Origin of the sequence: Cupriavidus pauculus (assembly GCF_002858765.1) — a bacterium.
GTDB classification, from domain to species: domain Bacteria; phylum Pseudomonadota; class Gammaproteobacteria; order Burkholderiales; family Burkholderiaceae; genus Cupriavidus; species Cupriavidus pauculus_B.
In genome coordinates this window covers 92,396-117,278 of record NZ_PJRP01000014.1, presented here as the reverse complement: position 1 = coordinate 117,278, position 24,883 = coordinate 92,396, and the positions used below count along the sequence as shown (strand labels likewise).

The 24,883-nt window shown below is 60.9% G+C and carries 17 protein-coding genes and 3 pseudogenes; 13 read left to right on the top strand and 7 right to left on the bottom strand.

From position 1 onward, the window contains the following. Positions 1 to 397 precede the first annotated feature (397 nt). Positions 398 to 619 (bottom strand): hypothetical protein, encoded by a 222-nt coding sequence (locus tag CYJ10_RS34945; protein ID WP_257993517.1) that lies wholly within the window; start codon positions 617 to 619, stop codon positions 398 to 400. Between the two features lie 296 nt (positions 620 to 915). Here CYJ10_RS34945 and CYJ10_RS24500 point away from each other — a divergent pair, with 296 nt between their 5' ends. From CYJ10_RS24500 to CYJ10_RS24480, 4 genes are all read left to right on the top strand, one after another. Continuing rightward, complete coding sequence (locus tag CYJ10_RS24500) at positions 916 to 2,031, top strand: sensor histidine kinase (protein WP_101684104.1); 1,116 nt, start codon at positions 916 to 918, stop codon at positions 2,029 to 2,031. A gap of 10 nt (positions 2,032 to 2,041) precedes the next feature. Continuing rightward, a complete protein-coding gene (locus tag CYJ10_RS24495) occupies positions 2,042 to 2,584 on the top strand; it encodes an SOS response-associated peptidase family protein (protein ID WP_101684041.1) in 543 nt (180 codons plus the stop codon). 1,004 nt (positions 2,585 to 3,588) lie between these two features. Beyond that, on the top strand, positions 3,589 to 3,810 hold the full coding sequence (locus CYJ10_RS24485; protein ID WP_101684039.1) for a DUF2188 domain-containing protein: 222 nt from the start codon (positions 3,589 to 3,591) through the stop codon (positions 3,808 to 3,810). A gap of 50 nt (positions 3,811 to 3,860) precedes the next feature. Further along, positions 3,861 to 4,088 (top strand): ATP-dependent DNA ligase, encoded by a 228-nt coding sequence (locus CYJ10_RS24480; protein ID WP_101684103.1) that lies wholly within the window; start codon positions 3,861 to 3,863, stop codon positions 4,086 to 4,088. A 211-nt stretch (positions 4,089 to 4,299) separates the two neighbouring features. On the opposite strand, the gene CYJ10_RS24475 is transcribed toward CYJ10_RS24480, so the two are convergent. The 4 genes and pseudogenes from CYJ10_RS24475 to CYJ10_RS24460 all read right to left on the bottom strand — a co-directional run bounded on the left by CYJ10_RS24475 (position 4,300) and on the right by CYJ10_RS24460 (position 9,148). After that, positions 4,300 to 5,669, bottom strand: a protein-coding gene (locus CYJ10_RS24475; RefSeq protein ID WP_374703210.1) for an IS3 family transposase whose coding sequence is annotated in 2 segments (ribosomal slippage) — positions 4,300 to 5,201 and positions 5,201 to 5,669 — 1,371 coding nt in all. Because the reading frame shifts where the segments join, the coding sequence is not laid out codon by codon here. Beyond that, positions 5,618 to 5,926, bottom strand: coding sequence for a DUF2199 domain-containing protein (locus tag CYJ10_RS24470; RefSeq protein ID WP_101684102.1), 309 nt, complete (start codon positions 5,924 to 5,926; stop codon positions 5,618 to 5,620). The genes CYJ10_RS24475 and CYJ10_RS24470 overlap by 52 nt, the downstream gene beginning before the upstream one ends. Before the next feature lie 226 nt (positions 5,927 to 6,152). Next, positions 6,153 to 6,749: pseudogene (locus CYJ10_RS24465) on the bottom strand (TonB-dependent receptor domain-containing protein); the annotation flags it as partial. 152 nt (positions 6,750 to 6,901) lie between these two features. After that, positions 6,902 to 9,148, bottom strand: a complete 2,247-nt coding sequence (locus CYJ10_RS24460; RefSeq protein WP_101684038.1) for a catalase — start codon at positions 9,146 to 9,148, stop codon at positions 6,902 to 6,904. A 1,108-nt stretch (positions 9,149 to 10,256) separates the two neighbouring features. On the opposite strand from CYJ10_RS24460, the gene CYJ10_RS24450 reads away from it, so the two are divergent. The 4 genes and pseudogenes from CYJ10_RS24450 (at position 10,257) to CYJ10_RS24430 (ending at position 15,275) form a co-directional block, all read left to right on the top strand. Beyond that, positions 10,257 to 10,688 carry a CopG family transcriptional regulator gene (locus CYJ10_RS24450; RefSeq protein ID WP_101684037.1) on the top strand — a complete coding sequence of 144 codons (432 nt, stop codon included), beginning with the start codon at positions 10,257 to 10,259 and terminating at the stop codon, positions 10,686 to 10,688. Positions 10,689 to 10,739: 51 nt separating this feature from the next. Next, the gene (locus CYJ10_RS24445) at positions 10,740 to 11,855 is read left to right on the top strand and encodes an extracellular catalytic domain type 1 short-chain-length polyhydroxyalkanoate depolymerase (RefSeq protein ID WP_101684036.1); all 1,116 of its coding nucleotides are present in this window, start codon (positions 10,740 to 10,742) and stop codon (positions 11,853 to 11,855) included. Between the two features lie 78 nt (positions 11,856 to 11,933). Beyond that, a pseudogene (locus tag CYJ10_RS24440) lies at positions 11,934 to 13,174 on the top strand (phospholipase D-like domain-containing protein). A 1,135-nt stretch (positions 13,175 to 14,309) separates the two neighbouring features. Then, positions 14,310 to 15,275 carry a class I SAM-dependent methyltransferase gene (locus CYJ10_RS24430; protein WP_101684034.1) on the top strand — a complete coding sequence of 322 codons (966 nt, stop codon included), beginning with the start codon at positions 14,310 to 14,312 and terminating at the stop codon, positions 15,273 to 15,275. An 833-nt stretch (positions 15,276 to 16,108) separates the two neighbouring features. On the opposite strand, the gene CYJ10_RS24420 is transcribed toward CYJ10_RS24430, so the two are convergent. Next, complete coding sequence (locus CYJ10_RS24420) at positions 16,109 to 16,582, bottom strand: hypothetical protein (protein ID WP_101684033.1); 474 nt, start codon at positions 16,580 to 16,582, stop codon at positions 16,109 to 16,111. 432 nt (positions 16,583 to 17,014) lie between these two features. Beyond that, complete coding sequence (glmS, locus tag CYJ10_RS24415) at positions 17,015 to 18,847, bottom strand: glutamine--fructose-6-phosphate transaminase (isomerizing) (RefSeq protein WP_101684032.1); 1,833 nt, start codon at positions 18,845 to 18,847, stop codon at positions 17,015 to 17,017. A 27-nt stretch (positions 18,848 to 18,874) separates the two neighbouring features. Between glmS and CYJ10_RS34270 the strand changes: the two genes are divergently transcribed. The 5 genes and pseudogenes from CYJ10_RS34270 (at position 18,875) to CYJ10_RS24390 (ending at position 24,882) form a co-directional block, all read left to right on the top strand. Next, a complete protein-coding gene (locus tag CYJ10_RS34270) occupies positions 18,875 to 19,216 on the top strand; it encodes a hypothetical protein (RefSeq protein ID WP_180863048.1) in 342 nt (113 codons plus the stop codon). 494 nt (positions 19,217 to 19,710) lie between these two features. Beyond that, positions 19,711 to 20,894, top strand: a pseudogene (gene wecB / locus CYJ10_RS24405) (non-hydrolyzing UDP-N-acetylglucosamine 2-epimerase). Between the two features lie 73 nt (positions 20,895 to 20,967). Beyond that, complete coding sequence (locus CYJ10_RS24400) at positions 20,968 to 21,303, top strand: hypothetical protein (RefSeq protein ID WP_101684030.1); 336 nt, start codon at positions 20,968 to 20,970, stop codon at positions 21,301 to 21,303. 158 nt (positions 21,304 to 21,461) lie between these two features. After that, positions 21,462 to 23,234 (top strand): hypothetical protein, encoded by a 1,773-nt coding sequence (locus tag CYJ10_RS24395; protein ID WP_257993516.1) that lies wholly within the window; start codon positions 21,462 to 21,464, stop codon positions 23,232 to 23,234. Between the two features lie 121 nt (positions 23,235 to 23,355). Beyond that, on the top strand, positions 23,356 to 24,882 hold the full coding sequence (locus CYJ10_RS24390; RefSeq protein ID WP_257993508.1) for a glycosyltransferase family 2 protein: 1,527 nt from the start codon (positions 23,356 to 23,358) through the stop codon (positions 24,880 to 24,882). Position 24,883 lies beyond the last annotated feature (1 nt).

Below are 24,883 nucleotides of genomic sequence, written 5' to 3'. Positions count from 1 at the left end.
CGTAGTAAATTCGGCTGCACACAGACCTTAGCAATGCTGAATTCGCCACATGGAATCCGGACCATGGGCCGCGGTTCTTCACAGTGGCGCGCGAGACGCCATGCATTGCCTGGCATAGGTTCCCGGGCATGTGAATCCGATCGCGGTGGCGCTCGTACGTATATGGCATCACGGCGTTTCACCGGATTTTCCGGGCGCCGGCCTCACCCTACTGAAGAGGCATACAAGCGAACTGGGCGCAGGAATCCAGCGGATTCCCTGCGCGGCGATGCGCAACACCAGCGGGAGCCGCTACGCCAGCAACGTACACGGGAAGCACCACCCCAGGAGGCCGAGACCGGCCATGAACGGCCAGTCATTTGCGCGCCGGAAGCGGCCCGGACTGCAGAGTCGATTGTCATGAACCACCCGTGGCGCCAGAACCTTGGCGGGCCGCTATTGCAGCGTGGACAGCATGCAGATCGGCAGGCTTTACAAAATGATGATCGAACCCGGCGCTGATTGATTCGTCCTGCTCGGTAGGTGATGTCAAAGCAGTAATCGCTACCAGCAAGGGGGCCGGCGCGAATTGTAGGCGCCGTATCTCCCTTGCCACCGCGCGCCCGTCCAAACCGGGCATCTGAACGTCGAACAACAGCGTCCGGACACCACACGCAATATTCCGCAAGCGCGTCCGCGCCGTCTTCTTTTGTCCGGGTTTCGTAGCCATGAGCGCCAAAGAACAACTCGTATGCTCTCAACGCATTTGGGTCATCGTCCGCGATTAGGAGGCGTACAGCTCTTGGGCTAGGCATGAGGGGCTCCAGTTGCCCTACCATACGCAATAGATGTACCCGACAAGATCAGACCGCAGATTTGCGCGCCGGATCCTAAAAAATGCGCTATGGGATGTATTTCCGTTTTACGGGAGCAGACATGCGATTAGCCGACTTCATCCTCCGCCGTATGGACGCCGTTCTGTCGGAATGGGAGGCATTTGCACGCACCCAGTTGCCGGCGGCGGCAGAAATGAAACCACTAGCCTTGCGGGACCATGCGCAGCAGATTCTGGTGGCCGTGGCAAAGGATCTGTCTCAAGCCCAAACCAGGAGGGAGCAATTTGAAAAATCCACGGGGCACGCCTCCAAACTAGTCGGAGCGCCTGAGACTGCCGCCCAGATGCACGCCCTTCTGCGCGCGCGAAGCGGCTTCGATATCAACCAGATGGTTGCCGAGTACCGCGCCCTGCGCGCGAGCGTACTCCGACTGTGGATAGACGAGTGCGCGCCTGACGGTCATCGCGAGGACGACATGATCCGCTTCAACGAGGCCATCGATCAAGCAATCGCCGAATCGGTAGAGTTTTTCAGCATGCAAGTAGACTTGTCCCGTAATTTGTTTCTGGGAATGTTGGGGCATGACATGCGCAGTCCGCTCCAGACTATCCAGACTACGGCGGCCTATCTGGCAGCGCTGAATGCGGGCGAAAAGGTGGCGGGAGCGGCGTCCCGCTTGATCAGAAGCGGCGCTCGCATGCAGGCGCTGCTGGACGATATGGTTGATTTCAATCGAACCAAACTCGGTCTTGGTCTCCATATCGCGCCGAGCGATATCGATCTGGGTCGGTTACTTGCCGACACGCTGGACCAGTTGCGGGTAGTACATCCGGATCACCAGATCAATCTGGACGTAGTTGGTGATTGCTCCGGTGTCTGGGATGACCAACGTCTCCAACAGTTGGTCGGCAACCTGGTACTAAACGCGATCAAGTACGGAGCGCAAGACGCGCCCGTATGTGTGACAGTGACCGACAAGGGCGCGGAAGTCCTACTTGAAGTGAGGAACACTGGCAGCCCTATTGAGCGTTCAACTCTCAATCTCATTTTCAACCCGCTCCAGCGCGGCCCGAACCAAGGCACAAATGCCGACGGCAGTCTGGGGCTCGGACTGTATATCGCGCGGGAGATTGCCAAGGCACATGGGGGCGAAATTGAAGCGCGATCCGATGCAGCAGAAACGGTGTTCTCTGTAAATCTGCCTCGTGGTAAATAGCGTGCATTGCATGGTACGCGCAGATCGCTGCCAGTCTACGGTACGATCGTCCGGTTCCGCTGGATGCCGTCGGTATCTGCCTGTCACACCGCCATCCACCCTCGATGTCCATGCTGTGACCGTTCAGCTGTACGCGTCCATACCCGTCATCTTGCCGTTACCGGCGACAGCGTTCTACGAGCCGAATTGGGAAACAGGCAAGGCCGTTCGTTGGAAGATCGGCCTGCCAGGCGGTGAGCCATTCGCGATCGCGGGGCTGTGGCGGGCGTGGCCGGACGGCGCCGTATCTTTCACCATGCCGACCCTCAACGCGGATAGTCATCCGCTCATGAAGCGATTCCACAAACCTGGCGACGAGAAGCGCGGCGTAGTCCTTTTGCCCCGCGAAGACTGGGAGGATTGGCTTCATTGCCGGGATCCCGAGGTAGCGCGCACCATGCTTCGACTTCTTCCCGCGGAGCAATTGGTAGCCGAGCCCGCTCCTGTCCTACCGCGAGCCAAAGCTGCGCCGAAAATCGAACCGGCTAAAGATGTGCCGCCAGCCCTCCTGTAGCGCAAAGGTCACCTGCCACAAAAAGGCCCGCTGGGAAGGCGGGCCGAAGAATTTCCATCGGGGATCTGATGGAGACTGGTGTCTTTCTACCCTAGTCGCTGCACGGAATATGAGACGTCAGTGTCCGTCTGATTTGCGACCCCCAGCGATCGAGAGCCTGAGTCAAGGCGATTGTCCGATTCGCCCTTTCGATCCCCAAACGCAAGGGACAAACGCAAATCGTCCCGGCGAGCTTTCAACGCCTCCAACGCGCTAATCATAGACTTCAAGCTGCGTCGCGCCAGCGCCGCGTCCCCGCCTTCCTCTTCCAATTGGGCGACGAGTTGGCGCTGAAGATCGATCTTGGCCGAGACCTCACGAATGTATCGATCAGCGATCACAAGTGACCGAAAAGGAATTTTCGCGTCCATACAACTCCTCCAAAGAGCATGGATTTTTTCAAAATAGTCTAGGCATGCGGGTCCGCGCATTAGGGTTATTACCTACTAGAACTATCACTCGCTCCGGGGAGGCGTTTGCTTTGCTACGCCCAGCACAAGTGAGGCGTGGATGTCTCACGAGACGTAGAACGCCTGGAGCGCTTTATTGCGAAGCAAGAATCCCAGGGCGGAGACGTCTCCCGTGCGCGCACTGATCTAATAAGCATGCGAAAAGCGTTGGCGGCATTGCGCGCGCAGCGTGATCAATATGTCGACGCAATACGCATGATGAATAGCGCCTGGAGAGTCGCAATTCCATCATTTCATGACAGACGTAAGGAAGGCGCATCCACCTCTAAACCTTTCAATGTAGGACGCGCACCTACCTCGAAAGGGTACTCCCGGGCCTAGTCGAAATCGAGGACCATCGCGCTGCTGGAAACAGCACCTTTAATCCTAAATCGTTTGCCGCGGCGTCCCTGCGCCGCGGCATTTTTTTTTGCCCAGCTCATGTCGGACGTCTTCCGATAGCGGCGTGCGACCAGGCGCGAGCAGACTGTCTCTAGCCCCTGTAGGGAGCCAATCATGGCCAACATACACATCCACGTGGTACCGGCCGGTGAAGGCTGGGCGGTAGAAGCCCCCAGAGACGGCAAGCGCACCATGTTCGCCACCCAGGAAGAGGCCATCGAAGCGGGCACCCAGCGCGCACAGGCCGACAAGGTCGAGCTCCTGATCCACGGTCGGGACGGACAGATCCGCGAGAGAAACTCCTTCGGCCATGACCAGCGCAACATTAAGGGCTAAAGGCCATGCCGCGCGCTTCGGCGCCAGCGGCATTGGACCAGCTGTCCCCCATGCTGCTGGTAGAGCGCAAGGCCATCCCGCGCGAAGGCGACTGGCTCTACGAGATCAAGTTCGACGGGTACCGCGTCTTGGCCAGTACCGGGTCCATGGCCCGGCTGAAGAGCCGAGGCGGCGTTGACGCGACGCGGTGGTTTCCTGAGGTGACCGCTGCCGTAGCGGATATGCCCGACGGGTGCGTGCTTGATGGCGAGGTCTGTTCTGTTGGGTGTAGTTTGTGAGTTTACTTCTCTCTCTGATATCGTCAGGCCTCAGGCGGAAAATAGCGGAGAGAGCTTGGGGATAGCTGCTGCAGACAACCCGGAATTCTCTCGACGGCGGTGGATCGATGCGCGCGACGACCTCCCACGACTACCGAACTGACAGTCCTAGCCTTAAATAAAAGGGCCGTGAAGCTTTGAACTGACCCCAGAAAGTTGGACAGTTGATTTGCTAGGCTAGAGAGGGCTGAGTCCTGTACTTCACGGGACTCAGCCCTTTAAGTTTGAGCTTGATGCGGTCGTGATTGTAATAGTGAATGTATTGGCGCAGGCCTTGCTGTAGCTCCTCGACGCTGGCGAACTTGTTCAGGTAGAAGAACTCGGACTTCAGGGTGCCGAAGAAGCTTTCCATGGTGGCGTTGTCGAGGCAATTGCCCTTGCGGGACATGCTGGGACGGATTCTGCGCTGTTTGAGCATCCGCTGATAGGCCGGCATCTGGTACTGCCAACCCTGATCGGAATGCAGCAGCGGTCGGTCCTTCGGGCTGAGGCGGCGGAACGCCTTCTTCAGCATATTGCTCACCATCTCGAAGGTGGGCCTACGGGCAGTCTCGTAGGCGATGATCTCGCCGTTGTACAGGTCCAGCACCGGGGAGAGGTACAGCTTCTCGCCGGCCACGTTGAATTCGGTCACGTCGGTTACCCACTTCCGATTCGGACGCCTGGCCTGGAATTGCCGTTGCAGAACATTGGGTGCGACACGGCCTACCGTGCCCTTGTAGGAGCGGTATTTCTTCGGCCGGACCAACGACTTCAGTCCCATCTCTCTCATGAGGCGCTGAACCGTCTTGTGGTTGACGATCGTGCCGGTTTGCCGGATTACCGCCGTGATGCGGCGGTAGCCATAACGGCCCATGTGCCGGGCAAAGAGTTCGCGAATGCGCGCTTTCAGCTCCGTATATTTGTCGTGGGCCTGCAGCACGGCCTGCTGGTAGTAGAACGTGCTGCGCGCCAGTCCTGCCACCCTCAGCAAGCCGGCCAACGGGTACTGCTGCCTCAGCTCAAGCACTATTTGCGCTTTTTGGGTTGCGCAGATGTCTTGCTCGCTTGAACCAAGGCGTCGAGCTTTTTTAGGTACGCGTTCTCCATGCGCAGGTAGTCCAACTCTTCAAGGAGTTCTTCGCGCGTGCGCGTCAGGTCGCCTGATGACCGCGATGGCTTTGTCTTGGGAGTCCGTTGTGGCATCTTGCTGGGCCGTCGTCCCCTGGGGCGAGGCGTCAGAGCTTCTAAACCCCCAGCATCATACTGGCGTTCCCACACGCCAATGGCGCCGCTACCGCGGATGTCGAACAGCGCCGCCACTTCCCGATGCGACAAGCCTTGGCGGCGCATCCGCTCAAGCACGGAGAGCTTGAACTCTGCGCTGTAGGTCTTGTACCTGCGCTTGAGACTGGCTTGGCCATGCAGCCGATAGGCTGCAACCCACCGCCGCACCGTCCCCTCGTCAATCCCATAGCGCTTGGCGAGCGCGCCGGCCCCTGCGTGCCCGGTCAGATACTCCTTGATGACCGACAGTCTGAACTGCTCGGTGTACCTATACATGAAAACACCCCAAAAGTTGGTGTCCAACTTTTGGGGTGCAGTTCACTTTGGCGGCCCCCTGCATGACGGCACATCTCGAGGCACCCCCGAACAAAGAACTGACGCTCGTCGATGACGCAGTCGTCGCTACCCAACGAACAACGGCGCTCCCGATCCTCCGCCGGCATCTGGTCGTAGCTGAACGGCGCCTCGGCACCGAAACTCGGCATGCCATGGTGAAGTTCGTTGCAGGTTGCGCACAGGAAAGAGAATGTCATCGCGTCGCCGGGGAGCTTTGGTGATACGAGCACTGTCGCACGGAACCGTGCGATTCACCACCGTAGCATGGAGGGGCACTGCGAAGCGCACATTATTCCTCATTCGCTCAAGGCGAAGGAGAATGTCGGGCGCCCCAGATCGGCCAACAGCGGTCATCAGCGCTGTGAATGCGAATGACCGCTATGCGCGAACTTTGCGTCAGCCGTGAGCCCGTGGATCAATATCTCAGAAATTCCACAGCACACCAACCCGCACCGTACGCGGCTCGGCCGGATGGATATGGTGGTCGTTGATGCCGGTGGCCACGCCATCCGCATTGAGCGGCGAGGTTTCGCCCTTCAATAGCGACGCGTAGTAGTAGTCCATATCGTTCACGCGCTTGCCGAACACGTTCAGCACTTCGGCGAACACGCGCACATCCTTGAGCACGCGATAGCCGAGCTTCATGTTGACGAGGAACGACGACGCGGAACGCACGCTGTTGTCCTCGATCAGCGGCCGCGGCCCGAAGTAGCGGCCGCGCGCGCCCATCGACCAGCGCCCCCAGTTGTACGAGACGCCCATGGAAGCCGTGGTCTGGATCGACTCGGGAATGTAGTCGCCGATATCCTCACGATCGCGGAAGCGCGCGCGCGAGAAGGCAGCGTCGGCATCGACGATCAGGCCGGCCAGCGGACCCGCGGGCGGCGCGTAGTACGCGGCCAGCTCCACACCGCGGCGCCGGCTCGGACGGCTTGGCTCCGTGGTGCCGGCATCGCCGGAGTACACGAGCTCGGAACCGATATCGAGCTGCCACAACGATGCCGACAACTGCGTTCGCCGGGGACCACCCATCTGACCACCTCGCGACCGGGAGACGGCCTTACCCTGACCGTCAGCACGACCAGCTCGACAACAGCCCTCTGCCGGAGTGGTCGGATCGCATGCTGAACCTGAGCTGACCGGACGAAAGCTTGCCCAGTCAGCGGTACCGCCTACACTGGAATCGCCATTGCGTCCGACCGTTTCCACCACCGGTGCTGGCCCATTGCATCGAGAAATGCCTGATGGGTCTTTGCATCCTCTCCTTTGGAGATGACCAAACCAGGCCCTGCGAAACCGCCCTGGATGCCTGCCCGCCGTGCGGCTTCGGCCACCAGCATCGCGCCGCTGCCGCCGGCGCCCACCGCCTTGAAGTGCTTGTAGGCCTCGCTGACAAACAGCAGCGCTCTGTGATCCGGGTCGGCGGGCGGATTCTGGCCGTCCGGCACGTAGACCGCATCGAACAGCACCGAGCCCACGGACGCCAGCGCAAAGTCCACCGGCAGCACATTGCCGCCTGCTGTGGTCACGCTGCTGGCGCGCGGACCAATGATTTTGGCGCTCGCACCCATCCCTTCGGCAAGCGATTGCAGCGACTGGATCGCCGCGTCGTCCACGCCATCGTTGACCAGCACCGCGATCTTGCGGCCCGTGATATCGCCCTTCGGCTGGGCGTCCAGGCTCAGCGCAGGCGAGGTCTGCACGCCGTAGCCGTTGATCTGCACCGCCGGGCCCACCGGCTCCACTGCGATGCCGAGCTGTTGGGCGACGCCGTCAGCCAGCTCCTGCGCGATATGCACGATCTGTCCCACCACGCGCGCGCGTATGGCCGGGTCCTGCACCTTCGACAGCTCGAAGCTGTAGGCGTCGATGATCTGCTGCTTTTCCACGTCCGACTGACTGCGCCAGAACAGATTGGCCTGCGAGAAATGATCGGCAAACGTGTTGCTGCGTACGCGCGCCTTGACCGCGCCGTCCTCAGCCGGGGCCGGATAGTGCCGGTAGGCGTCCTTGTCGCCGGCCAGGAACGGGCAGCCGCCGCTGACCGAGTTGGGCTGGTAGCTCTCTTTGCCCTGCACGACGGTCTGCCGCATGAATCCGTCGCGCTGGTTGTTGTGTACCGGGCATAGCGGGCGGTTGATCGGCAGTTCATGGAAATTCGGTCCGCCCAGCCGCGTGATCTGCGTGTCGATGTACGAGAACAGCCGCGCCTGCAGCAGCGGATCGTTGGTGAAGTCCATCCCCGGTAGCAGATGTCCCGGATGGAACGCCACCTGTTCGGTCTCGGCAAAGAAGTTGTCGGGATTGCGATCCAGCACCATTCGCCCGATGCGCTTCACGGGCACCAGTTCCTCGGGGATGAGCTTGGTCGGATCCTGCAGGTCGAAGCCGAGCTTGAGCATCTCGGTCTCGGGTACCAGCTGCACGCCAAATTCGTATTCGGGGAACTGGCCCATCTCGATCGATTCCCAGAGGTCGCGCCGGTGGAAGTCGGGGTCCTTGCCGTTGATCTTGAGCGCCTCGTCCCAGATCAGCGAATGGGCACCACCTACGGGCTTCCAATGGTATTTGACCAGCGTGGCCTCGCCCCTGGCGTTGAGCAGCCGGAACGTGTGAACGCCGAAGCCCTCCATGGTGCGGAAGCTGCGCGGGATGGCGCGGCCCGACATCGTCCACAGCACCATATGCATCGATTCGGGCTGCAGCGAGACAAAATCCCAGAACGTGTCGTGGGCCGACGCGGCCTGCGGGATCTCGTTATGCGGCTCCGGCTTCACCGAATGCACGAAGTCCGGAAACTTGATGCCGTCCTGGATGAAGAACACGGGCATGTTGTTGCCCACCAGGTCGAAGTTGCCCTGGCGCGTGTAGAACTTCGTGGCAAAACCGCGCACGTCGCGCGCCAGGTCGGCCGAGCCCCGTGAGCCTGCCACCGTGGAAAATCGCACGAAGACCGGTGTTTTCTCGCCGACGCGCGTGAACAGTTCGGTGGTCGTGTAATCCTGGATCGACTCGGTCAGCTCGAAATAGCCGTGTGCCGCGGCACCGCGCGCGTGGACGACCCGTTCGGGAATCCGTTCGTGATCGAAGTGCGTAATCTTTTCACGCAGATGGAAATCTTCCAGCAGCGTCGGACCCCGCAAGCCGAGCTTCAGCGAGTCGTCGTCCTCGGGAATCTGCAGGCCCTGGTTGGTGGTCAGCGTCTTGCCGGCATTCGACACCACATTGCCGACGCTGGGCGATCCAAGCTGCTCCGCGCGGCCGCTCAGGCGGTCGGCCACGGCCTTTTCATAGGAACCGTCCTGATTGTTGCCCGATGCGCGGTCCTGGCTGGGGTTGTCGCCAGAGTGCTGGGGCGTACTCTGGCCGCCAGTGCCGGATTTGGCGGGGCTCGACTTTGGTAGTGAATGCTTCGGCATGCGCGACCTCCTTGTGCGTACGGCTCCGTATGCGGAGCCGTTCGTACCCGCAGAATGCATGCCATGTCGGCACGTGGCCCGTTCGGCGCGGCCTCGCTAGACCATCAACATCTGGTTGCGGTTCCGCTGCGCTTGGCCTAATACAGGCCGGTGTCCGCCGCCTCGACCAGCCAGCAAGTTGCTGTCGGCGCCCGGCACGATCGTCGCGCCGCCGAGCGGACCGTGACGAAGCTTGGTGGGCGATCTGCTGCGCTCGGTGTGCGGCGGATCGCTCGAGCGGCGCACTTGGCGTTCCGCTCGCTCCTCGATGGGCCTTTTCTCCTGCCCAGGTGCGCGCACCAATGGGTGGCACCAGCATGCCGAGCAGGTTCAGCCAGTCCAGGAACAGGCTCCATACGCCAGCCGCGGCCAGAAAACCGCCGAATAGCCCGAGCAGGACCGTCATAGTCCGCTTCTTCTTTCCCGCAATGCGCCCCCAACCCACCGCTCCGGTGTACAGGCAATGCGTACACACCGATCCGAGAGTACACACCGATCCGAGGTTCACAAAGACGAAAACCAGCGCAATGTCCGACAGCAGACCGCCATGGCTGGTCAGGCAGCTGAATACAGCCAGGCACCGCTACCTGCCGTCACGCACAACAGTCCTGGGCCGGCCTAGTTAGGAGTCGGGCCAGCACGCGCCGACGCAATGCGTAAGACGCATAGCCCAATCCCCAGGGAAGAGGCTGTTTCGCCCACGGCATGACACGAAGGCGCGGCATTGTTGGCGAGGACATTGAGAGTATCGCGCTGATGGGAAACTTAGCTTAAATCTCAAGCGTTTGCCGCCACCTTTGCGTGGCGGCTTTTTCTTTTCTGGGATCGAACTTCTTTCACTGACCGTAGCAAGGGCGAGAGATGCCATCGTCGGAAGCCGTGCGCGTGGTGCCCCCGTCGGCGTGGCCCTTTGCAGGTGTACGCGAGAGAATCGCCCGCCGAAAGCCTTGCCTCAGTCGGTTACGCTTGACCCGCTGCTCTATCTGGCCTATACCATCCAGCAGGATGGCTAGAGGATGGTCGAAGGATGGCCGCTAGATGGATGCCTATAAGAGTCACTGAGGAAAAGATGGACGTTTCTAATACAGCACAAATCGCCACATTTCGGCCGAAGGGCGGCGAGACAGAGAAGATCACCATCAACCTCGGGCCGGTCGATCTAGGCCAAATCGATCTGTTGGTGGAGGAAGGTTTCTACTCCAACCGGACCGATCTGATTCGCACCGCTATCCGCAACCAGCTTGCTGTGCACGCGCAAGCCATCCAGGAAACGGCTACGCGGCGAGCTCTTGTCCTTGGCCTTCAGCATTTCTCGAAACAAGACCTCGAGTCGGCATTGAAGGCCAACGAAAAACTGGCCATTCATGTGCTCGGTTTGGCGAGCATTGCATCGGATGTCAGCCCGGAACTGGCTGCGGCCACGATCGAGTCGGTCGTGGTGTTAGGTGCATTTCATGCGCCTGCCCCCGTGAAGGAGGCGCTGGCAGGCCGCATACGGTAGTAAGCGGCAATTTCGCCGCACCTGGCTCGCCAGGCTTGCAGGGACTTCAAGATGAAAATGAACGACGCGTTCCTTGCCTCGATGCATGAGGCCATGCATCTGCTGCAGACCGCAGGCCCGATGGAGGCGACCGCCGTCATCCAGCGCGCACTTCGCGGCCAATCGCCGCACGGTGGGACAGCCGCAGCGAGTGCGCCGATGCCCGCGCAAGTGGTGCAATCCTTGTTACCGAACGCCACGCCACAGGTCCAGACCGATACAGAGCAATCGGTAGCACCTGCCGCGCCGCGCCGCGCGACAGTGACCGCAATGCCGGGCCACTTCAGCCGGCACACCTTTGCCAGTCAGACCGGGCAACGGGCCTACAAGCTTTACGTCCCGGGTGGGTGTTTGCAGGAGCCGATGCCATTGGTGGTCATGCTGCACGGTTGCACACAGGATGCCGACGATTTTGCCGCCGGTACGCGCATGAACACGCTCGCGGAAAGACTGGGCTTTGCGGTTGTGTACCCGATACAGTCGGCCGATGCCAACGCCTCGAAGTGCTGGAACTGGTTTCGTCCTGGCGACCAGCAAGCCGACCGGGGCGAGCCGTCAATCATCGCCGGAATCACCCGAGAGGTCATGGCCAACCAAAGCATTGACCCTGATCGCGTCTATGTTGCGGGGCTGTCTGCCGGTGGTGCGATGGCGGCGGTGATGCTCCAGCAGTATCCGAGTATTTTTGCTGCGGCCGGCGTCCATTCGGGGCTGCCGATGGGGTGCGCCCACGACTTGCCTTCGGCGCTGGCGGCCATGAAGGGCGGCAAGGGGTTGGGCGCTTCGAAGCGAGGGGCCACGTCACCCGTGCCACCGGTGCGTCCCCTGATCGTGTTTCACGGCGACGCGGATCACACCGTACATATTTCAAACGGGGCGCGACTGATCGAGCCGTATGAGCAAGGCCACGAGCACAAGCACACCGAGCGCGACACTGCCCGTGCGGGCCATACCTTCACGCGACACCGGATCTCGCCGCCCGGCGGCGTAGATGCGGAATACTGGCTGATTCACGGCGCCGGGCATGCCTGGGCCGGTGGTGGCGGCGGTTCGTACACCGACGCCAAAGGGCCAGATGCCAGCGCGGAAATGCTGCGATTTTTCCTCGCCCATCCCAGGCGTTCCTGACGTCCAACATCTCGCACCAAGAATACCGTGCGACAACTCCTGGAACGCGGGCGAGGGGCATGGACGGCCTTTCTCGCGATCGTGCTGACGACGGTCTGTGGTTTGATCGTCTACAACTTCATTGGCCCGGAAAAGCGTATCGAGCATCGACTGGAGCGCCTTTGTTCGGTTCACGATGACCAGTTTTCGCGCGAGCTAAGCGTGCTGCTTGGACCGCCAATTGTCGATGGAAACGTGTTTCGCGTGCTGAGGAACGGCGATGAGATATTCCCGGCGATGCTTTCGGCTATCCGCGGGGCGCGCACGACGATCACGTTCGAGTCTTATATCTACTGGTCCGGCGACATCGGCCGCGAGTTTGCCGAAGCGCTGGCAGAACGCGCAAAGGCCGGCGTGAAGGTGCACGTGCTGCTCGATTGGGTGGGTAGCCAGAAGATTGACGACTCCCTGCTGGCAACCATGACCGCCGCCGGCGTGGCGCTGCAACGATACCACGCTGTGCACTGGTACACGCTCGGCAAACTGAACAATCGCACACACCGGAAGCTGCTGATTGTCGATGGAACCGTCGGCTTCACGGGTGGCGTGGGCACCGCGCCGGAATGGACGGGCCACGCGCAGGACCCCCAGCACTGGAGAGACACCCATTTCCGCGTTGAAGGCCCGGTGGTGGCGCAAATGCAGTCGGTCTTTTTGGACAACTGGGTCAAGGTGACCGGCGAGGTCCACACGGCGAAAGCTATTTCCCTGCAGTGAGGAAGGTCGGCCACGGCAAAGCGCAGATCTTCAGCAGTTCACCCACTGCAGGCAGCGAGAACATGGCGCTGATGTATTTGCTGGCGATCACCGCGGCCAGCCACTCCATCGATCTGTCGGCGGCGTACTTTGTGCCGGATGAATTGACGACCAAGGCGCTGGTGGCGGCACTGAAGCGCGGCGTCCGGATTCGCGTCATCGTGCCAGGCGAGTACGTCGACTCGGACGTGACGCGTTGGGCATCACGCGCCGGATGGGGCGAGCCATTGGCTGCGGGCGCCACCATCGCCGAGTACTCGCCCACAATGTATCACTGCAAGGTGATGATCGTGGACGACTTACTCGTATCGGTGGGGTCAACGAGCTTTGACAACCGGTCTTTCCGGCTTAACGATGAATCCACGCTCAACATTCTGGATCGCGATTTTGCGGCCGAGAAAGAACGAATTTTCGGAGAAGACTTGGCCCTGTCGAGACCGGTATCCTTCGCCGCTTGGTTGGGTCGACCGTGGCGAGAGAAACCGAAGGACCGGCTGCCTTCCTTGCTGGGATCGCAGCTTTGATAGCGCTAGCCCGCTCGCTAAGCTTTCCCTGCATAGCCTTGCGCTGCCTGAGCAGCATAGATTATGGCGAGGTGCAATGCTCGGCGCGCGGCTCCGTCCTTCGCGCGCTTGTTCGCCCCTTCGCGGAGCGCAGCAACCAACTGGAGCAACAACGAGACTGTTGAATGTCCGCCATCCAGCGTCCCAAAATGGATGATGTGGATGATGGCCTTGTCGATCTCCGATCCGGCGAACGCGGCGACTGGGCGCCCTGCTGCACCGCATCGGCCAGATCGATAATTCCCTCGGCATACAGCCCCACCACAGCGGCGTGCGCTAGCATCATGTTGCTCGTATCGAGTCATGCGCGTCGCTAAAGCAACAGGCCGGTTGCAAGCGTTGCGCGCGCCACTACTTCATACCGCGGTCTCGGGCCACGCTGCGCCGCGCGCCATCTTCCGTACGACGGCTGCCACGATCTCGGGCCCCTCTCTCGCAAAAGGCCCGAACTGCGGTCTTAAGCGCTCATTCCTGCGGGCCGCTGGTACCAGATGGACATACCTATACCTGCAGTGCCTCGGCGGTTGCAGGACCAATTTTGTTCGAGGTCTTCGTGATGACAAGCCGGGGTCTGTGCCAACGTAGCTGCGGCTTCTAACGTTTCCGTGAATAACGGCGCCATGCATTTTTCGGTCCACCGCTCATACTAGCGAAGCGCAGCTCACGGTCAGAAGGTACGGCAACCACTGCGATAGGGCCCCGGATTCCATGTAAAGGTTGTAATCGGGTCTGTCACAAATACACAGCGATCGTTGCGCGCTCCGCTCCACGCCCCGTCCGAATCGCGCAAATTTCGGACACACGCACTGGCAGCCACCGTTTTGTATGTTGGGTAGTAGTAAAGAAGGCAACATCGAAACAATGAGCTTTTTGCACCAAGCTTAAGTCATTCGGGGTATCGGAAGCTGAGCCAATCTTGACCGACATGAAGACTCGCACGGAGCAGATCCTAGACTGCGCACACATGCTTTATGCAGTCCTTTCTTTAATTCTGAGCGCTGGGCTAACCGAGGAAAGCCGCACAATGGCAAAAGAGGTTCTGGACGAAGCCTGCCCCCTTCTCGATGAGGAGAGGTGCCGCGAAGAGAACGGTTGAGTGTCCCGCGACTTTGGCATGGGACCTGCCAAGAAGCCCGGAGAGATCGCCACCGTGGCAGCGGTGGAAAAGAACTGCATGCCGTCCAGCAAATGCGGAAATTTGGTAATGACGCTACCGCTACTCCGATTGAGGAAGGAGTCCAACACGGCTACTCACCCTAAGATCGCCCCTCGGCTGAGCGGCGTCTCGGAGACAATGCTGTGGACGCTCTACGATCGTGCCTACGAGGCACGCTGCCCAGACAGCGTGTTGTGCGACCCGGACAGTGTGCGCATCTGCGATGTCCTCGACTACGACTTTGCCGGCCGATTCGGAATACCCACCGGGGTCTTTTCCGCTCGCGCCGCCACGATCGACCGTTTGGTAAGGTGCTGGCTCCATCGGCATCCTGAAGGTCTTGTTGTGTCCCTTGGAGAAGGTCTGGAAACGCAAGCCCGCCGCGTCGATAACGGGCGCATGCGGTGGCTCACGGTCGAACTTGCACCCGCGATAGCATTGCGCAGGCAGTTGATTCCTGCATGTCACCGCTTTCGTCAGCTCGCGTCGAGTGTCGTCGAGCCATCCTGGACTGACGAAATCGAGCCTGGTGCTACGGTCTATGTCATTGCCCAAGGGCTCTTTATGTACCTTAAAGCCGAGGCGGTAAGACGCATCGTTCTTCAGATTGTCGAGTGTATCCCTGGCGTTGAAATTGTCTTCGACATCATTCCACGTTGGTTTTCCCGACTGACTCTTTGGGGCGTCATGCAGACGCCGCGCTATCGGCTACCGCCGATGCCGTGGGGCATCGATAGCGACGAGATAGAAACGCAACTGCGCGCCTGGACGCCACGAATTGCCTCGGTGCACGTGCTGGAATATCGCGCCCCGCGCGGCTGGCCAAGAGTCGCTGAGGAAGCATTCCGTCTCTATCCACGTGCCAAGGAGCATCTTCCTGCGATCGTGCACGTGAAAGCTTTATGACGTTGCCGCTCTCGTGCGAGCGGGCATGCGCCCCGCCTAACGGGGACAGGACTTCGGCAGCGCATCTTCTTGCCCGTCGCGATGCCCATCAACTCGTCGACATCGGTGCGCCCGAAAGGTGCTGGTCAATCGATACGGATACGTTGCGCAGCACGGTTCGGTGGTGAGGTGCCGTCGCTACTTTCGTCGGGGGAGTTGCAGATCTTCGCCGACCGCAGGTAGCAAGCCACGCCGGCGCAGCTTCACCGCGCATGGTTGCTGCTAGCCGGCACTTGGCGGAAAAACGTACCACTCACCGTCGCCATGACGAAAGAAGGCGATGGACAAGCCTCGGGCGGAAGTCACTTCGACGAACACTGCGCCACCCTTTCGGTCGGCAAAGTCCGGAAGCGGGTGACGCGCACGGGGCTGGCGTCGCTGGGCGATAACCACTTGTCTACTAGACCGCGCAGGGAACTCCTGGTATTTCGCATCATTGCCTCCTTCCGATGCAGGGTGCCGCCTCCTGCATCGGCACCTTCTTAACTTCAAGGCTAGACGCGGAGCAGCATCAATGCATTCGGTAAGTAGCAACACTGCGCATCACGCAGAACTGATTCGACCGTAGGATATTCCTGACCACCGGTGCCAAGCTGCATTTAATCCCACATCTCTCATCTGAGCGTCGGCCTGGCCATGGCAAGGGCGCCTCTACAGCAAATGGCCTCCGAGACGGCGGTCATGCGGCGGGCAGAACGAGCAGCACCCCGCTCAATTTTCGACGGCCGTGCGCATCGATTTGGAGCGCGTGCTCGCGAGGAGCGCTACGAGAGGCTACTCAATCTTCCCGACGATTAGCCCGTCGACTCATGCCGATGCAAGCTGCCGACCCCTATTGCACCTAGCAACACGCCGATCATCACGGAGATGCCCATCGCGCGGAATGGATAGGCATGAACGTATGAATCTGCGCGCTCTCGCCTCGCTTCCCACTCCTGCTTGACGCTGCCGGTGACGCGCTTGGCAACTTCCGTCGACTTGGTGACGAGTTCCATGGAGGGACTGTGGGACTTGGCGGCGAGCTCAAGGAACTCTTTCTTCGCCTTGGTCCGTTCGTCGCCAAACAGGGTGGGAAGGCGCTCCAGCAGCTTGTCAAGCGCCTCGGAAAGGGCCTGCGATGTGGGTTTCTCCCTTGAAGCGGAGGTGCTATCCCCGCTGCCACTGGTTGGCAACTTGGAAGCGTACTCCCCATCGCTCGCCGAGGGCTCCCTTTGGGGGCTTGTTCCCCAGCCCCTGTTAAGCGCGCTTTCCGTTTCTACCGGTTCCATGATCCGCCTCCGTGCAAAGTGACTAGATGCCCTGCGCGAAGGCCAATCCTTACGCGCTGACGAGAAATGGTGCAGCTTTCATGCCCGGCATGGCCTGATGTTTCAAGTCGGGCGACGCCAAACGAGCGTCAAGACGCGCGCGACGGCTCGCATCTTTGCCAGATTACAAATTCGGGAATTTTTTGGTGTCGGGATTGCTTTCATGGGCCCGGCATCGATTTTCCAAGCCCACACACCAGTCGTGGTACCTCATGGTATGCCGTCGCAATGCTGCGGCAGAACCAAACCATGGATCGGCTTTCTGCTCGGTGGTTACGCGTAACGCTGGGGCTGCAATTTGGGTCCGGCATATCCTTTGCATTGCCAATGGGCGAGCGTGTTTCCTGTGCTCATCGCGATGTCACCTCTCCCCTTGTTCCGTGGGCTCCCCTCTCACTCAACCGTCACCGATTTCGCCAGGTTGCGCGGCTTATCGACATCCGTGCCGCGGATACAGGCGGTGTGATAAGCCAGAAGCTGCATTGGCACCGCGTGAAGGATCGGTGATAGCGCTCCACCATGCTCAGGCAGACGGATCACATGTGTACCGTCACTGGAACCGATGCCCGCGTCGTTGTCCGCGAACACGTAGAGGCGGCCGCCGCGCGCGCGCACCTCCTGCATGTTCGACTTCAGCTTCTCCAGTAACGCATTGTTCGGTGCTACGGTGACCACCGGCATCACCTCGGTGACCAACGCGAGCGGGCCGTGCTTCAACTCTCCGGCCGGATAGGCCTCAGCATGGATGTAGGAGATCTCCTTTAGTTTGAGCGCGCCTTCCAGCGCAATCGGGTAGTGCAGGCCGCGGCCTAGGAACAGTGCGTTCTCGCGTTTAGCGAAGTCCTCGGCCCAGGCGATAATCTGCGGCTCGAGTGCTAGCACACCACCTAGCGCGACCGGCAGGCGGCGCAAATTGGCCAATGCGATTGCCTCCGCTGTCTCGCAGAGCAGCCCCCGCGCCTTGGCGAGCGCCAGCGTCAGCATGTAAAGCGCGGCGAGCTGCGTCGTGAAGGCCTTGGTCGACGCCACGCCTATCTCGATGCCGGCGCGCGTCAGAATGCGCATTTCGGTTTCGCGCACCATTGCGCTCGTCGCGACGTTGCAGACGGCCAGCGTGTACTCGTGGCCCAATTCCCTTGCGTGGCGCAGCGCGGCTAGCGTGTCGGCGGTCTCGCCAGATTGGGAGATGACGATCACCAGCGCGCTCGGATTGGGAACAGTCTCGCGATAGCGATACTCGCTGGCCACTTCCGCTTGGGTAGGGATTTTCGCGATCGATTCAAGCCAGTACTTGGCGGTGCAGCCCGAGTAGTAACTGGTGCCGCAGGCCAGGATAAGCACGCTGTCGATGCGCGCGAAGATCTCTACTGCGCGTTCCCCGAACATTTCCGAGGTGACGACATCGATGCCATTGATCGTATCGCTCAGCGCGCGCGGCTGCTCGAAGATCTCCTTCTGCATGAAATGACGATACGATCCCAGTTCCACCGCGACGGCACCTGCCTTGACTTCCCGCACCTCGCGTTCGACGGCGCGGTCGCAAGCGTCATGGATCTTCACGCTATTGAGCGTGAGTTCTATGACATCGCCATCTTCCAGGTAGATCGTGCGGTTGGCGGTACCGGCGACGGCCAGCGCGTCGGACGCCAGGAAGGCCTCGTTCTGTCCCAGCACCACCACCAGTGGCGAGCCCGATCGCGCGCCGACCAAGCGGTCGGGCTGGTCTTTCGAGAAAACCGCGATGGCGTAGGCGCCATCCAGGCGCCTGGTGATCACCTGCACCGAAGCAAACAGATCCCCGCGGGTGGTACTGTCCGGGCTCGTGTAGGCCTGGTGGATCAAGTGGACCACCACTTCGGTGTCGGTCTGTGATACGAAGCTGTAACCAACTGCGCGCAACTCCTCACGCAAGGTCTCGTAGTTCTCGATGATGCCGTTGTGCACCAGCGCGATGGTCTCACCCGAGATGTGCGGGTGAGCGTTGACGGTGTCGGGCTTGCCATGGGTGGCCCAGCGGGTATGCGCCACGCCTACTTTCCCGGCCATGCCCTGGCTCCGCGCATCGAGCTCGGCCACGCGTGACACGGTACGGATGCACTCAAGCGCGCCTTCGCGAACCACCGCCAGACCGCAGGAGTCGTAGCCGCGGTATTCCAGCCGACGCAGGCCCTCTACCAGGACCGGGACGATGTCGCGCGAAGAGACTGCGCCTACGATGCCACACATCGCTATTCCCCCTTTGGTGCGCGAGACATGGATTCGATGCCGTCGGGTGCCCGCCGCCACGCACCCTCAACGACGCCGCTCTGCACGCCGCTCACTTCACTCCCCATTGGCAAGGTCATGCAGAATGAGCGCGCGGTGTCTGACAAGCTCTTCAAGACTCTCGCAAAGGTTGACACGAATCTGCTCGGCACTCTGGCCGACAATGCCTTCCCGTTTGAGTTGTGCCACTCGTTGTTCCTGCGCTTGAATGCGTTTTTCGAGGCGTTCTATAGCTCGATCCGTTTCATCCAGTTCATCGAGATCTTCCTCGGTGTCCCGCGTAACCGATCGAGCTTGCATGATTTGCCCTCTATGCAATTGGCGCCATGAGTTTGTGATAGGTGGTTCTCGAGGCCGCTGGTATCAGTCTTTGTCCGAAAAAACGGCGCGCTCCCGTAGCCCCTAAGCGCGCGAGCGATGAACTCCAGCGGCTCGCCGTGGGCCGTGCAAGCGCCACCAATGATTCAGTAAATGATTAATTCTCACGGACGCGCCGAGAAGGTTAACGGCGCATTAATAGAAAAGCGGCGCCTCTGTAATGCGTTGGTGTCAGACCACAGAAATTACGGCTCATATCGCATCCATTTCGGACACTCCTGAAATCGCAAAATATCAAATTATTCAATGACATACTTCCTAATCGCCCGACTATCCCGCGCCGCCGGTCATTGGCAAACGGATTATTTCCGACCGAATGCAAGCTAAGCTCGAATGAACATGAATTGCGGCGCTCTTCCAGGGGGAAGCATAGAAAAGGCGATCGCACAACCGCCAGCAAACGCACCGGCAAGGCTTTCCATTTGCAACTGGAGAGGGGCGCCGATATGCGCAAGAAAGTACTGGCTGTATTCGGAACCCGCCCTGAGGCCATCAAGATGGCTCCGCTGATCCATCGGCTCGGGGAATCGGCGGATTTCGACCTGCGGGTCTGCGTCACCGGCCAGCACCGGCAGATGCTCGACCAGGTGCTGCGGCTCTTCTCAATCGCTCCAGATTTCGACCTGAATGTCATCAGTCACGGGCAGAGCCTGTCGGACATTACTACGCGCGTACTTTCAGGCGTCCAGTCAGTGCTGGACCGCTTCCTGCCGGATGCCATGCTCGTGCACGGTGACACCACTACCACGCTGGCCGCCACGCTCGCTGCGTTCTATCGAAATGTCGCCGTCGGCCACGTCGAAGCGGGGCTGCGAACCGGCAATCTCAGCGCTCCCTGGCCCGAAGAGATGAACCGACGCGTGACCGACATCATGGCCTCCTGGCACTTCGCGCCAACGCGGCAGGCGCACGACGCACTGCTGCGCGAAGGCGTCGATCCCGTCGGCATCAGCCTGACCGGCAACACCGGCATTGATGCCCTGCTGCGGATCAAGAACCGGCTGGACGCCGATGTGCGGATGCGGAGCCAACTGAGCGCCCAGTATCCCTTTCTTGACGAGTCGCGCAGGCTGGTGCTGGTCACCGGCCACCGGCGCGAGAATTTCGGTACTCCCTTCGAGCGCCTGTTCCCGCGCTACGCGCACTGGCGGACCGCAATTCGGACATCCAGATCGTGTACCCGGTGCATCTCAACCCGCATGTACAAGAGCCTGTGCGGGCCATCCTGAGCGGACATCCGAACATCCACCTGATCGAGCCCCAGGACTACCTGCCCTTCGTGTTCCTGATGTCGCGCGCCTATCTGATCGTCACCGATTCCGGCGGCATCCAGGAGGAGGCTCCGGCCTTGGGCAAACCAGTCCTGGTGACGCGGGAAACCACCGAACGGCCGGAAGCCGTGGCAGCCGGCACCGCGCGACTGGTTGGCACCGACCCGGAACGCCTCATCGTGGCCGCGGAGCAACTACTGAACGACCCCGAGGAGTACGCCCGCATGTCGTGCGCCCACAACCCGTTTGGCGACGGCCACGCGAGCGAACGCATTGTCATTGCCCTGCAGGGCGCCCCCCCGGGCACGTATGAGGAGTGCGGCGATGAGTCGGCCGATGCCGGCGTCGTCAGTCTATAGCGCAGGACCGGACAAGTGGTTCAGAGCGCAACTACTCGTCCGCCTGGCAATTTTTCAAGCAGGAGCAAAGGCAATGAAGCTCTCACGTATTGCAGCAGTGGCAACAGCGGTTGCTGCCGCGGGCGCGCTGGCATCGGCGCCCATCTGGGCCGCATTGACCGAGCAAGCGGCGGCTGCCGTGGCAGGTGCCCCGCTCTATCTCCCCGCGAGTCCCGCGGACCCCGGGGGGTTGGCAGGCTATGACCATAGCGTCCAGCTCGACTTTGTGTACGAGGCCAGCGACAAGGGCAAGAACAAGGTGAAAAAGGACAAGATCAAAGCCAAGCAGCCTAAGAAGCTCAAGGCCGGACCCAAGGTGAAGGCGGGTACGTACACGCTCGCACCGGCACCGGCGGCCGAACCGAACTGACGCGCCTTAAAGGCACGGTACGTCTACGGACATTGACGAGTCGCGGCGGTTTGTCCCGCGAGGCAATCTGACATTCATGGTGCTGGGAGAAGATCATGTTCAACAAGCTCCAATCATTCCTTCGGCGAACGAGCCTGTTGGCCGTACAGGCGCTCGTTATGCTCTTCGCGCTGGCCATCACTTTGCCGGCCATGACGCACGCAGCCACCAATCAGATCGCGCTGCTGTTGCCCGACGGCGTTACTCTTCCCGATCCGCGCGTCTCGGCCTGGCTGGATGCCGCTCAGGAAGAAGGCCTGAAGATCACCATCATCAACGACACGCAGTTCCAGCAAGGAACGACTCCGGCCCAGTTTTCCGGCGTGATTCTGCCAGACCAGGTCCATACGAAAGCCAGCGATGCGCTGATCGCGGCGCTCGAAACATATGCGAATCAAGGCGGGCAACTGATGCTGGTGTACGACTTCGGCGCGCTGACCCCCACAGGGTTCTATGCGTCGCCCAAGAGCCGGCTCAGCAACCTTGCCGGCGTCGACTACGTGCTCTATGACCAACTGGGCGGTAACATGATCGGCGTAGGACCGGTCACCGCGCTGGGCTCCACGCTGAGGACCATTCAGGTGCCACCGGGCAAGTCCATGGTGTGGGACGCGTCGGCCGCTGATCCCGTGGAAGGCATCTCCGGCTATGTGTATGGCTTCCTGATGTATCCAAGCTTCGTGACCCAGGGAACCTATGCGGGTACTGCCCTGATCACCTCACCGAACTTCGGGTTGGTGGCGGGGCTGCGCAATTTCGGCTCCGGCCGGGTGTTGTTTGTCAACCTGCCGCTGTCGTACCTGAAGGGCCAGACGGACGGCATGCCGATGCATGGCCTTCTGCGCTACTTCGGCGGCAACCTGATGAAGATGGCGCGACTCTCCGCACAGCCGAAGGCGCGTGGCGGGCTGGTGCTGAACTGGCACTTCTGCGCCGGCGACCAGATTGCGCCCGCGAACACGCTCAAGGGTTGGGGGACCTTCAACAACGGCCCGTTCACCATTTCCATCACCGCTGGACCGGACCAGATCTCCTTCGGAGACGGCAAGGGCATCAACCTGTCGGGGAATGCAACGGCCCAGCAACTCGTGCAGTACCTGCTATCCAAGGGGCACAGGGTCGGCAGTCACGGTGGGTGGATCCACGACTACTGGGGGGCCAATGCCAGCGAGTCCAACCAGTCCATCTTTGAGCAGTACCTGACGCTGAACAAGCAGAGCGTGGAAGGCGTCACTGCGAAGCCGGTCGTCGAATACGCGGCGCCGGAAGGCAATACCCCGCAATGGTCGGTCAACTGGCTGGAAAGCAACGGCCACAGCGGTTACTACTTCCTCGGCCATACCGGGATGGCGCCGACGCGCAGCTATCGCAATGGCGCGCTGTCGAACAACACCATCCGCGCCTTCCCGGTGATGCCGTTCGGCCAGTATGCGACGTTCGAAGAATTCGAGGAATTCAACGTACCCGCAGCCAACATCATCACCTGGTACCGGCAACTGATCGACTTCGTGGTGAAAAACCGCACCGGCCGGCTGATCTACATGCATCCACTCGGCGCCGTTGACTACCCGACGGTGCTGAACGCGCTGTTCAACAAGGCCGCAAACGTGAAGGCAAGCGGGCAGTTCGACTGGTACACGATGGATACGCTGGCGCAGTTCAGCCAGCGTCGGGATCAAACCAGCTGGCAGGCCACCGATACGGGCAACGCATGGTCATTCCAGGCCAGTCATCCGACCGACCTGACCGACATGGCCTGGGTACTGCCGCGCACCGGTTATGCCCAGCCAGTCGTCACACAGGGCTCCGCCACGGTGACATGGGATTCCGCCAACTGGATCGTGACATCGCAAGGCGGCACCTCGCTGGCGTTTTCAGCCGGCAAGATTTGATGCGCAGGGACTGGCTGGGGGAGCATGACTTGCCTCCAGGATGAAAAGTCAAAGGAGATCATCGAGCATGCACGTGGCTTATCGCCTATTCCTCTCGCTGAGCGGGCTGTTGGTCTTCAGCATGTCCGCTCCCGAATCGAAGGCCGCGGACACTCCTGTGAGGGGAGAGGCCTTCGCCCGCGGCGCCCTGGCCCCGGAAGCCGCCTCCAAACCGCTATCGACATCCGTGAAGCTTGCTGCCGCCGAGCCCGGCAGCAGCACCGCGGTGGAAGTTGCAATGGCAACGCCACGCACGCTGGAAGGCGATGGCCGGCCCGAGCCGGCGCTGCGTCCGCGCCCCTGGACCAGGCCTGCGCCGCTGACAACGCCCCTGAACGAGGAGGTGAAGGGGATCGTGCCGCCGATGACGTTCATGTTGTTGCTGATTGTCGGCCTGGTGATCTTCTATGCCATTCGCCACTATCTGTTCACACTGAACCGGCTGTTTGGTAGGCAACGCCACCCGTACCTGGACATCGACATCGCCGACTGGCCTACCTTGACTGTCCTGGTCGCGGCACACAACGAAGAGGCGGTGATCGCCGGTTCGCTGACGTGTCTGCTGCAGGCGGACTATCCCGCCGACCGCCTCACCATCATGCCCGTCAATGACCGCTCCAGCGATCGCACGCGCGAGATCATCGACGATTTCGTCGAGCGGTACCCAGGGCGCATCACCCCGTTCCACCGCACCGGCGGCAAGCCCGGCAAGGCCGCCGCGCTCAAGGATGCGAGCGACTCGCTCTCCAGCGAGATCATTGTCGTGTTCGATGCCGACTACCTCCCGTCGGTGGGCCTGCTCAAGCAACTGGTGGCCCCGTTCTTCGATCCCGAAGTCGGCGCGACCATGGGCCGCGTGGTGCCGCTGAACCTGGGCAGCAATCTGCTGACGCGCCTGCTCGACCTCGAACGCTCCGGCGGCTACCAGGTGGACCAGCAGGCTCGCATGAACCTGAACCTGGTGCCGCAATATGGCGGCACCGTCGGCGGCATCCGGGTGCGGGCGCTGCGCAGCGCCGGCGGCTGGCACGACGATGTGCTGGCCGAAGACACCGACCTGACCTATCGGCTACTGCTGGCCGACTGGAAGACGATTTACCAGAACTGGTCGGAATGCTATGAGGAGGTGCCCGAGACGTGGCCCGTGCGGGTGCGACAGATCATGCGCTGGACCAAGGGCCATAACCAGGCTCTCAATCGTCACGGCTGGAAGATGGCAGTGTGCCGGCACCACGGGCTGCTGGAGAAGATTGACGGCGTAGCGCTGCTCGGCATCTACATGATGGCGCCGCTGATGCTGTTCGGCTGGATGCTGGCGATCCTGCTGTTCTATGCCGGCGGCCTGCCGCTGTTTGGTGAAGCCGTGATCCTGTTCGCGTTGATGTCTTACGGGACGCTCGGTAACTTCGCCGCGTTCTTCGAGATCGCGGCCGCCGTACATCTGGACGGCACCCGCGAACGCATCCGCCTGCTGCCGCTGAACTACTTCGGCTTCCTTGTCAGCATGCTGGCCGTGTCGCGCGCCATCTTCAGCCAGGTCGTCTTCGATCATCTGCTCCGCCGCGAACTGCGGTGGGACAAGACAGCGCGTTATCGACAGGAGAGATAAA

Coding starts and splice junctions, on each gene's coding strand:
- CYJ10_RS24470 (WP_101684102.1), bottom strand. CDS start 5,926: ATGACATTCTCTTTCCTGTGCGCAACCTGCAACGAACTTCACCATGGC.
- CYJ10_RS24450 (WP_101684037.1), top strand. CDS start 10,257: ATGGACGTTTCTAATACAGCACAAATCGCCACATTTCGGCCGAAGGGC.
- CYJ10_RS24485 (WP_101684039.1), top strand. CDS start 3,589: ATGGCCAACATACACATCCACGTGGTACCGGCCGGTGAAGGCTGGGCG.
- CYJ10_RS24500 (WP_101684104.1), top strand. CDS start 916: ATGCGATTAGCCGACTTCATCCTCCGCCGTATGGACGCCGTTCTGTCG.
- CYJ10_RS24400 (WP_101684030.1), top strand. CDS start 20,968: ATGAAGCTCTCACGTATTGCAGCAGTGGCAACAGCGGTTGCTGCCGCG.
- CYJ10_RS24480 (WP_101684103.1), top strand. CDS start 3,861: ATGCTGCTGGTAGAGCGCAAGGCCATCCCGCGCGAAGGCGACTGGCTC.
- CYJ10_RS24395 (WP_257993516.1), top strand. CDS start 21,462: ATGCTCTTCGCGCTGGCCATCACTTTGCCGGCCATGACGCACGCAGCC.
- glmS (WP_101684032.1), bottom strand. CDS start 18,847: ATGTGTGGCATCGTAGGCGCAGTCTCTTCGCGCGACATCGTCCCGGTC.
- CYJ10_RS34945 (WP_257993517.1), bottom strand. CDS start 619: ATGCCCGGTTTGGACGGGCGCGCGGTGGCAAGGGAGATACGGCGCCTA.
- CYJ10_RS24420 (WP_101684033.1), bottom strand. CDS start 16,582: ATGGAACCGGTAGAAACGGAAAGCGCGCTTAACAGGGGCTGGGGAACA.
- CYJ10_RS34270 (WP_180863048.1), top strand. CDS start 18,875: ATGGATTCGATGCCGTCGGGTGCCCGCCGCCACGCACCCTCAACGACG.
- CYJ10_RS24495 (WP_101684041.1), top strand. CDS start 2,042: ATGGTACGCGCAGATCGCTGCCAGTCTACGGTACGATCGTCCGGTTCC.
- CYJ10_RS24390 (WP_257993508.1), top strand. CDS start 23,356: ATGTCCGCTCCCGAATCGAAGGCCGCGGACACTCCTGTGAGGGGAGAG.
- CYJ10_RS24460 (WP_101684038.1), bottom strand. CDS start 9,148: ATGCCGAAGCATTCACTACCAAAGTCGAGCCCCGCCAAATCCGGCACT.
- CYJ10_RS24445 (WP_101684036.1), top strand. CDS start 10,740: ATGAAAATGAACGACGCGTTCCTTGCCTCGATGCATGAGGCCATGCAT.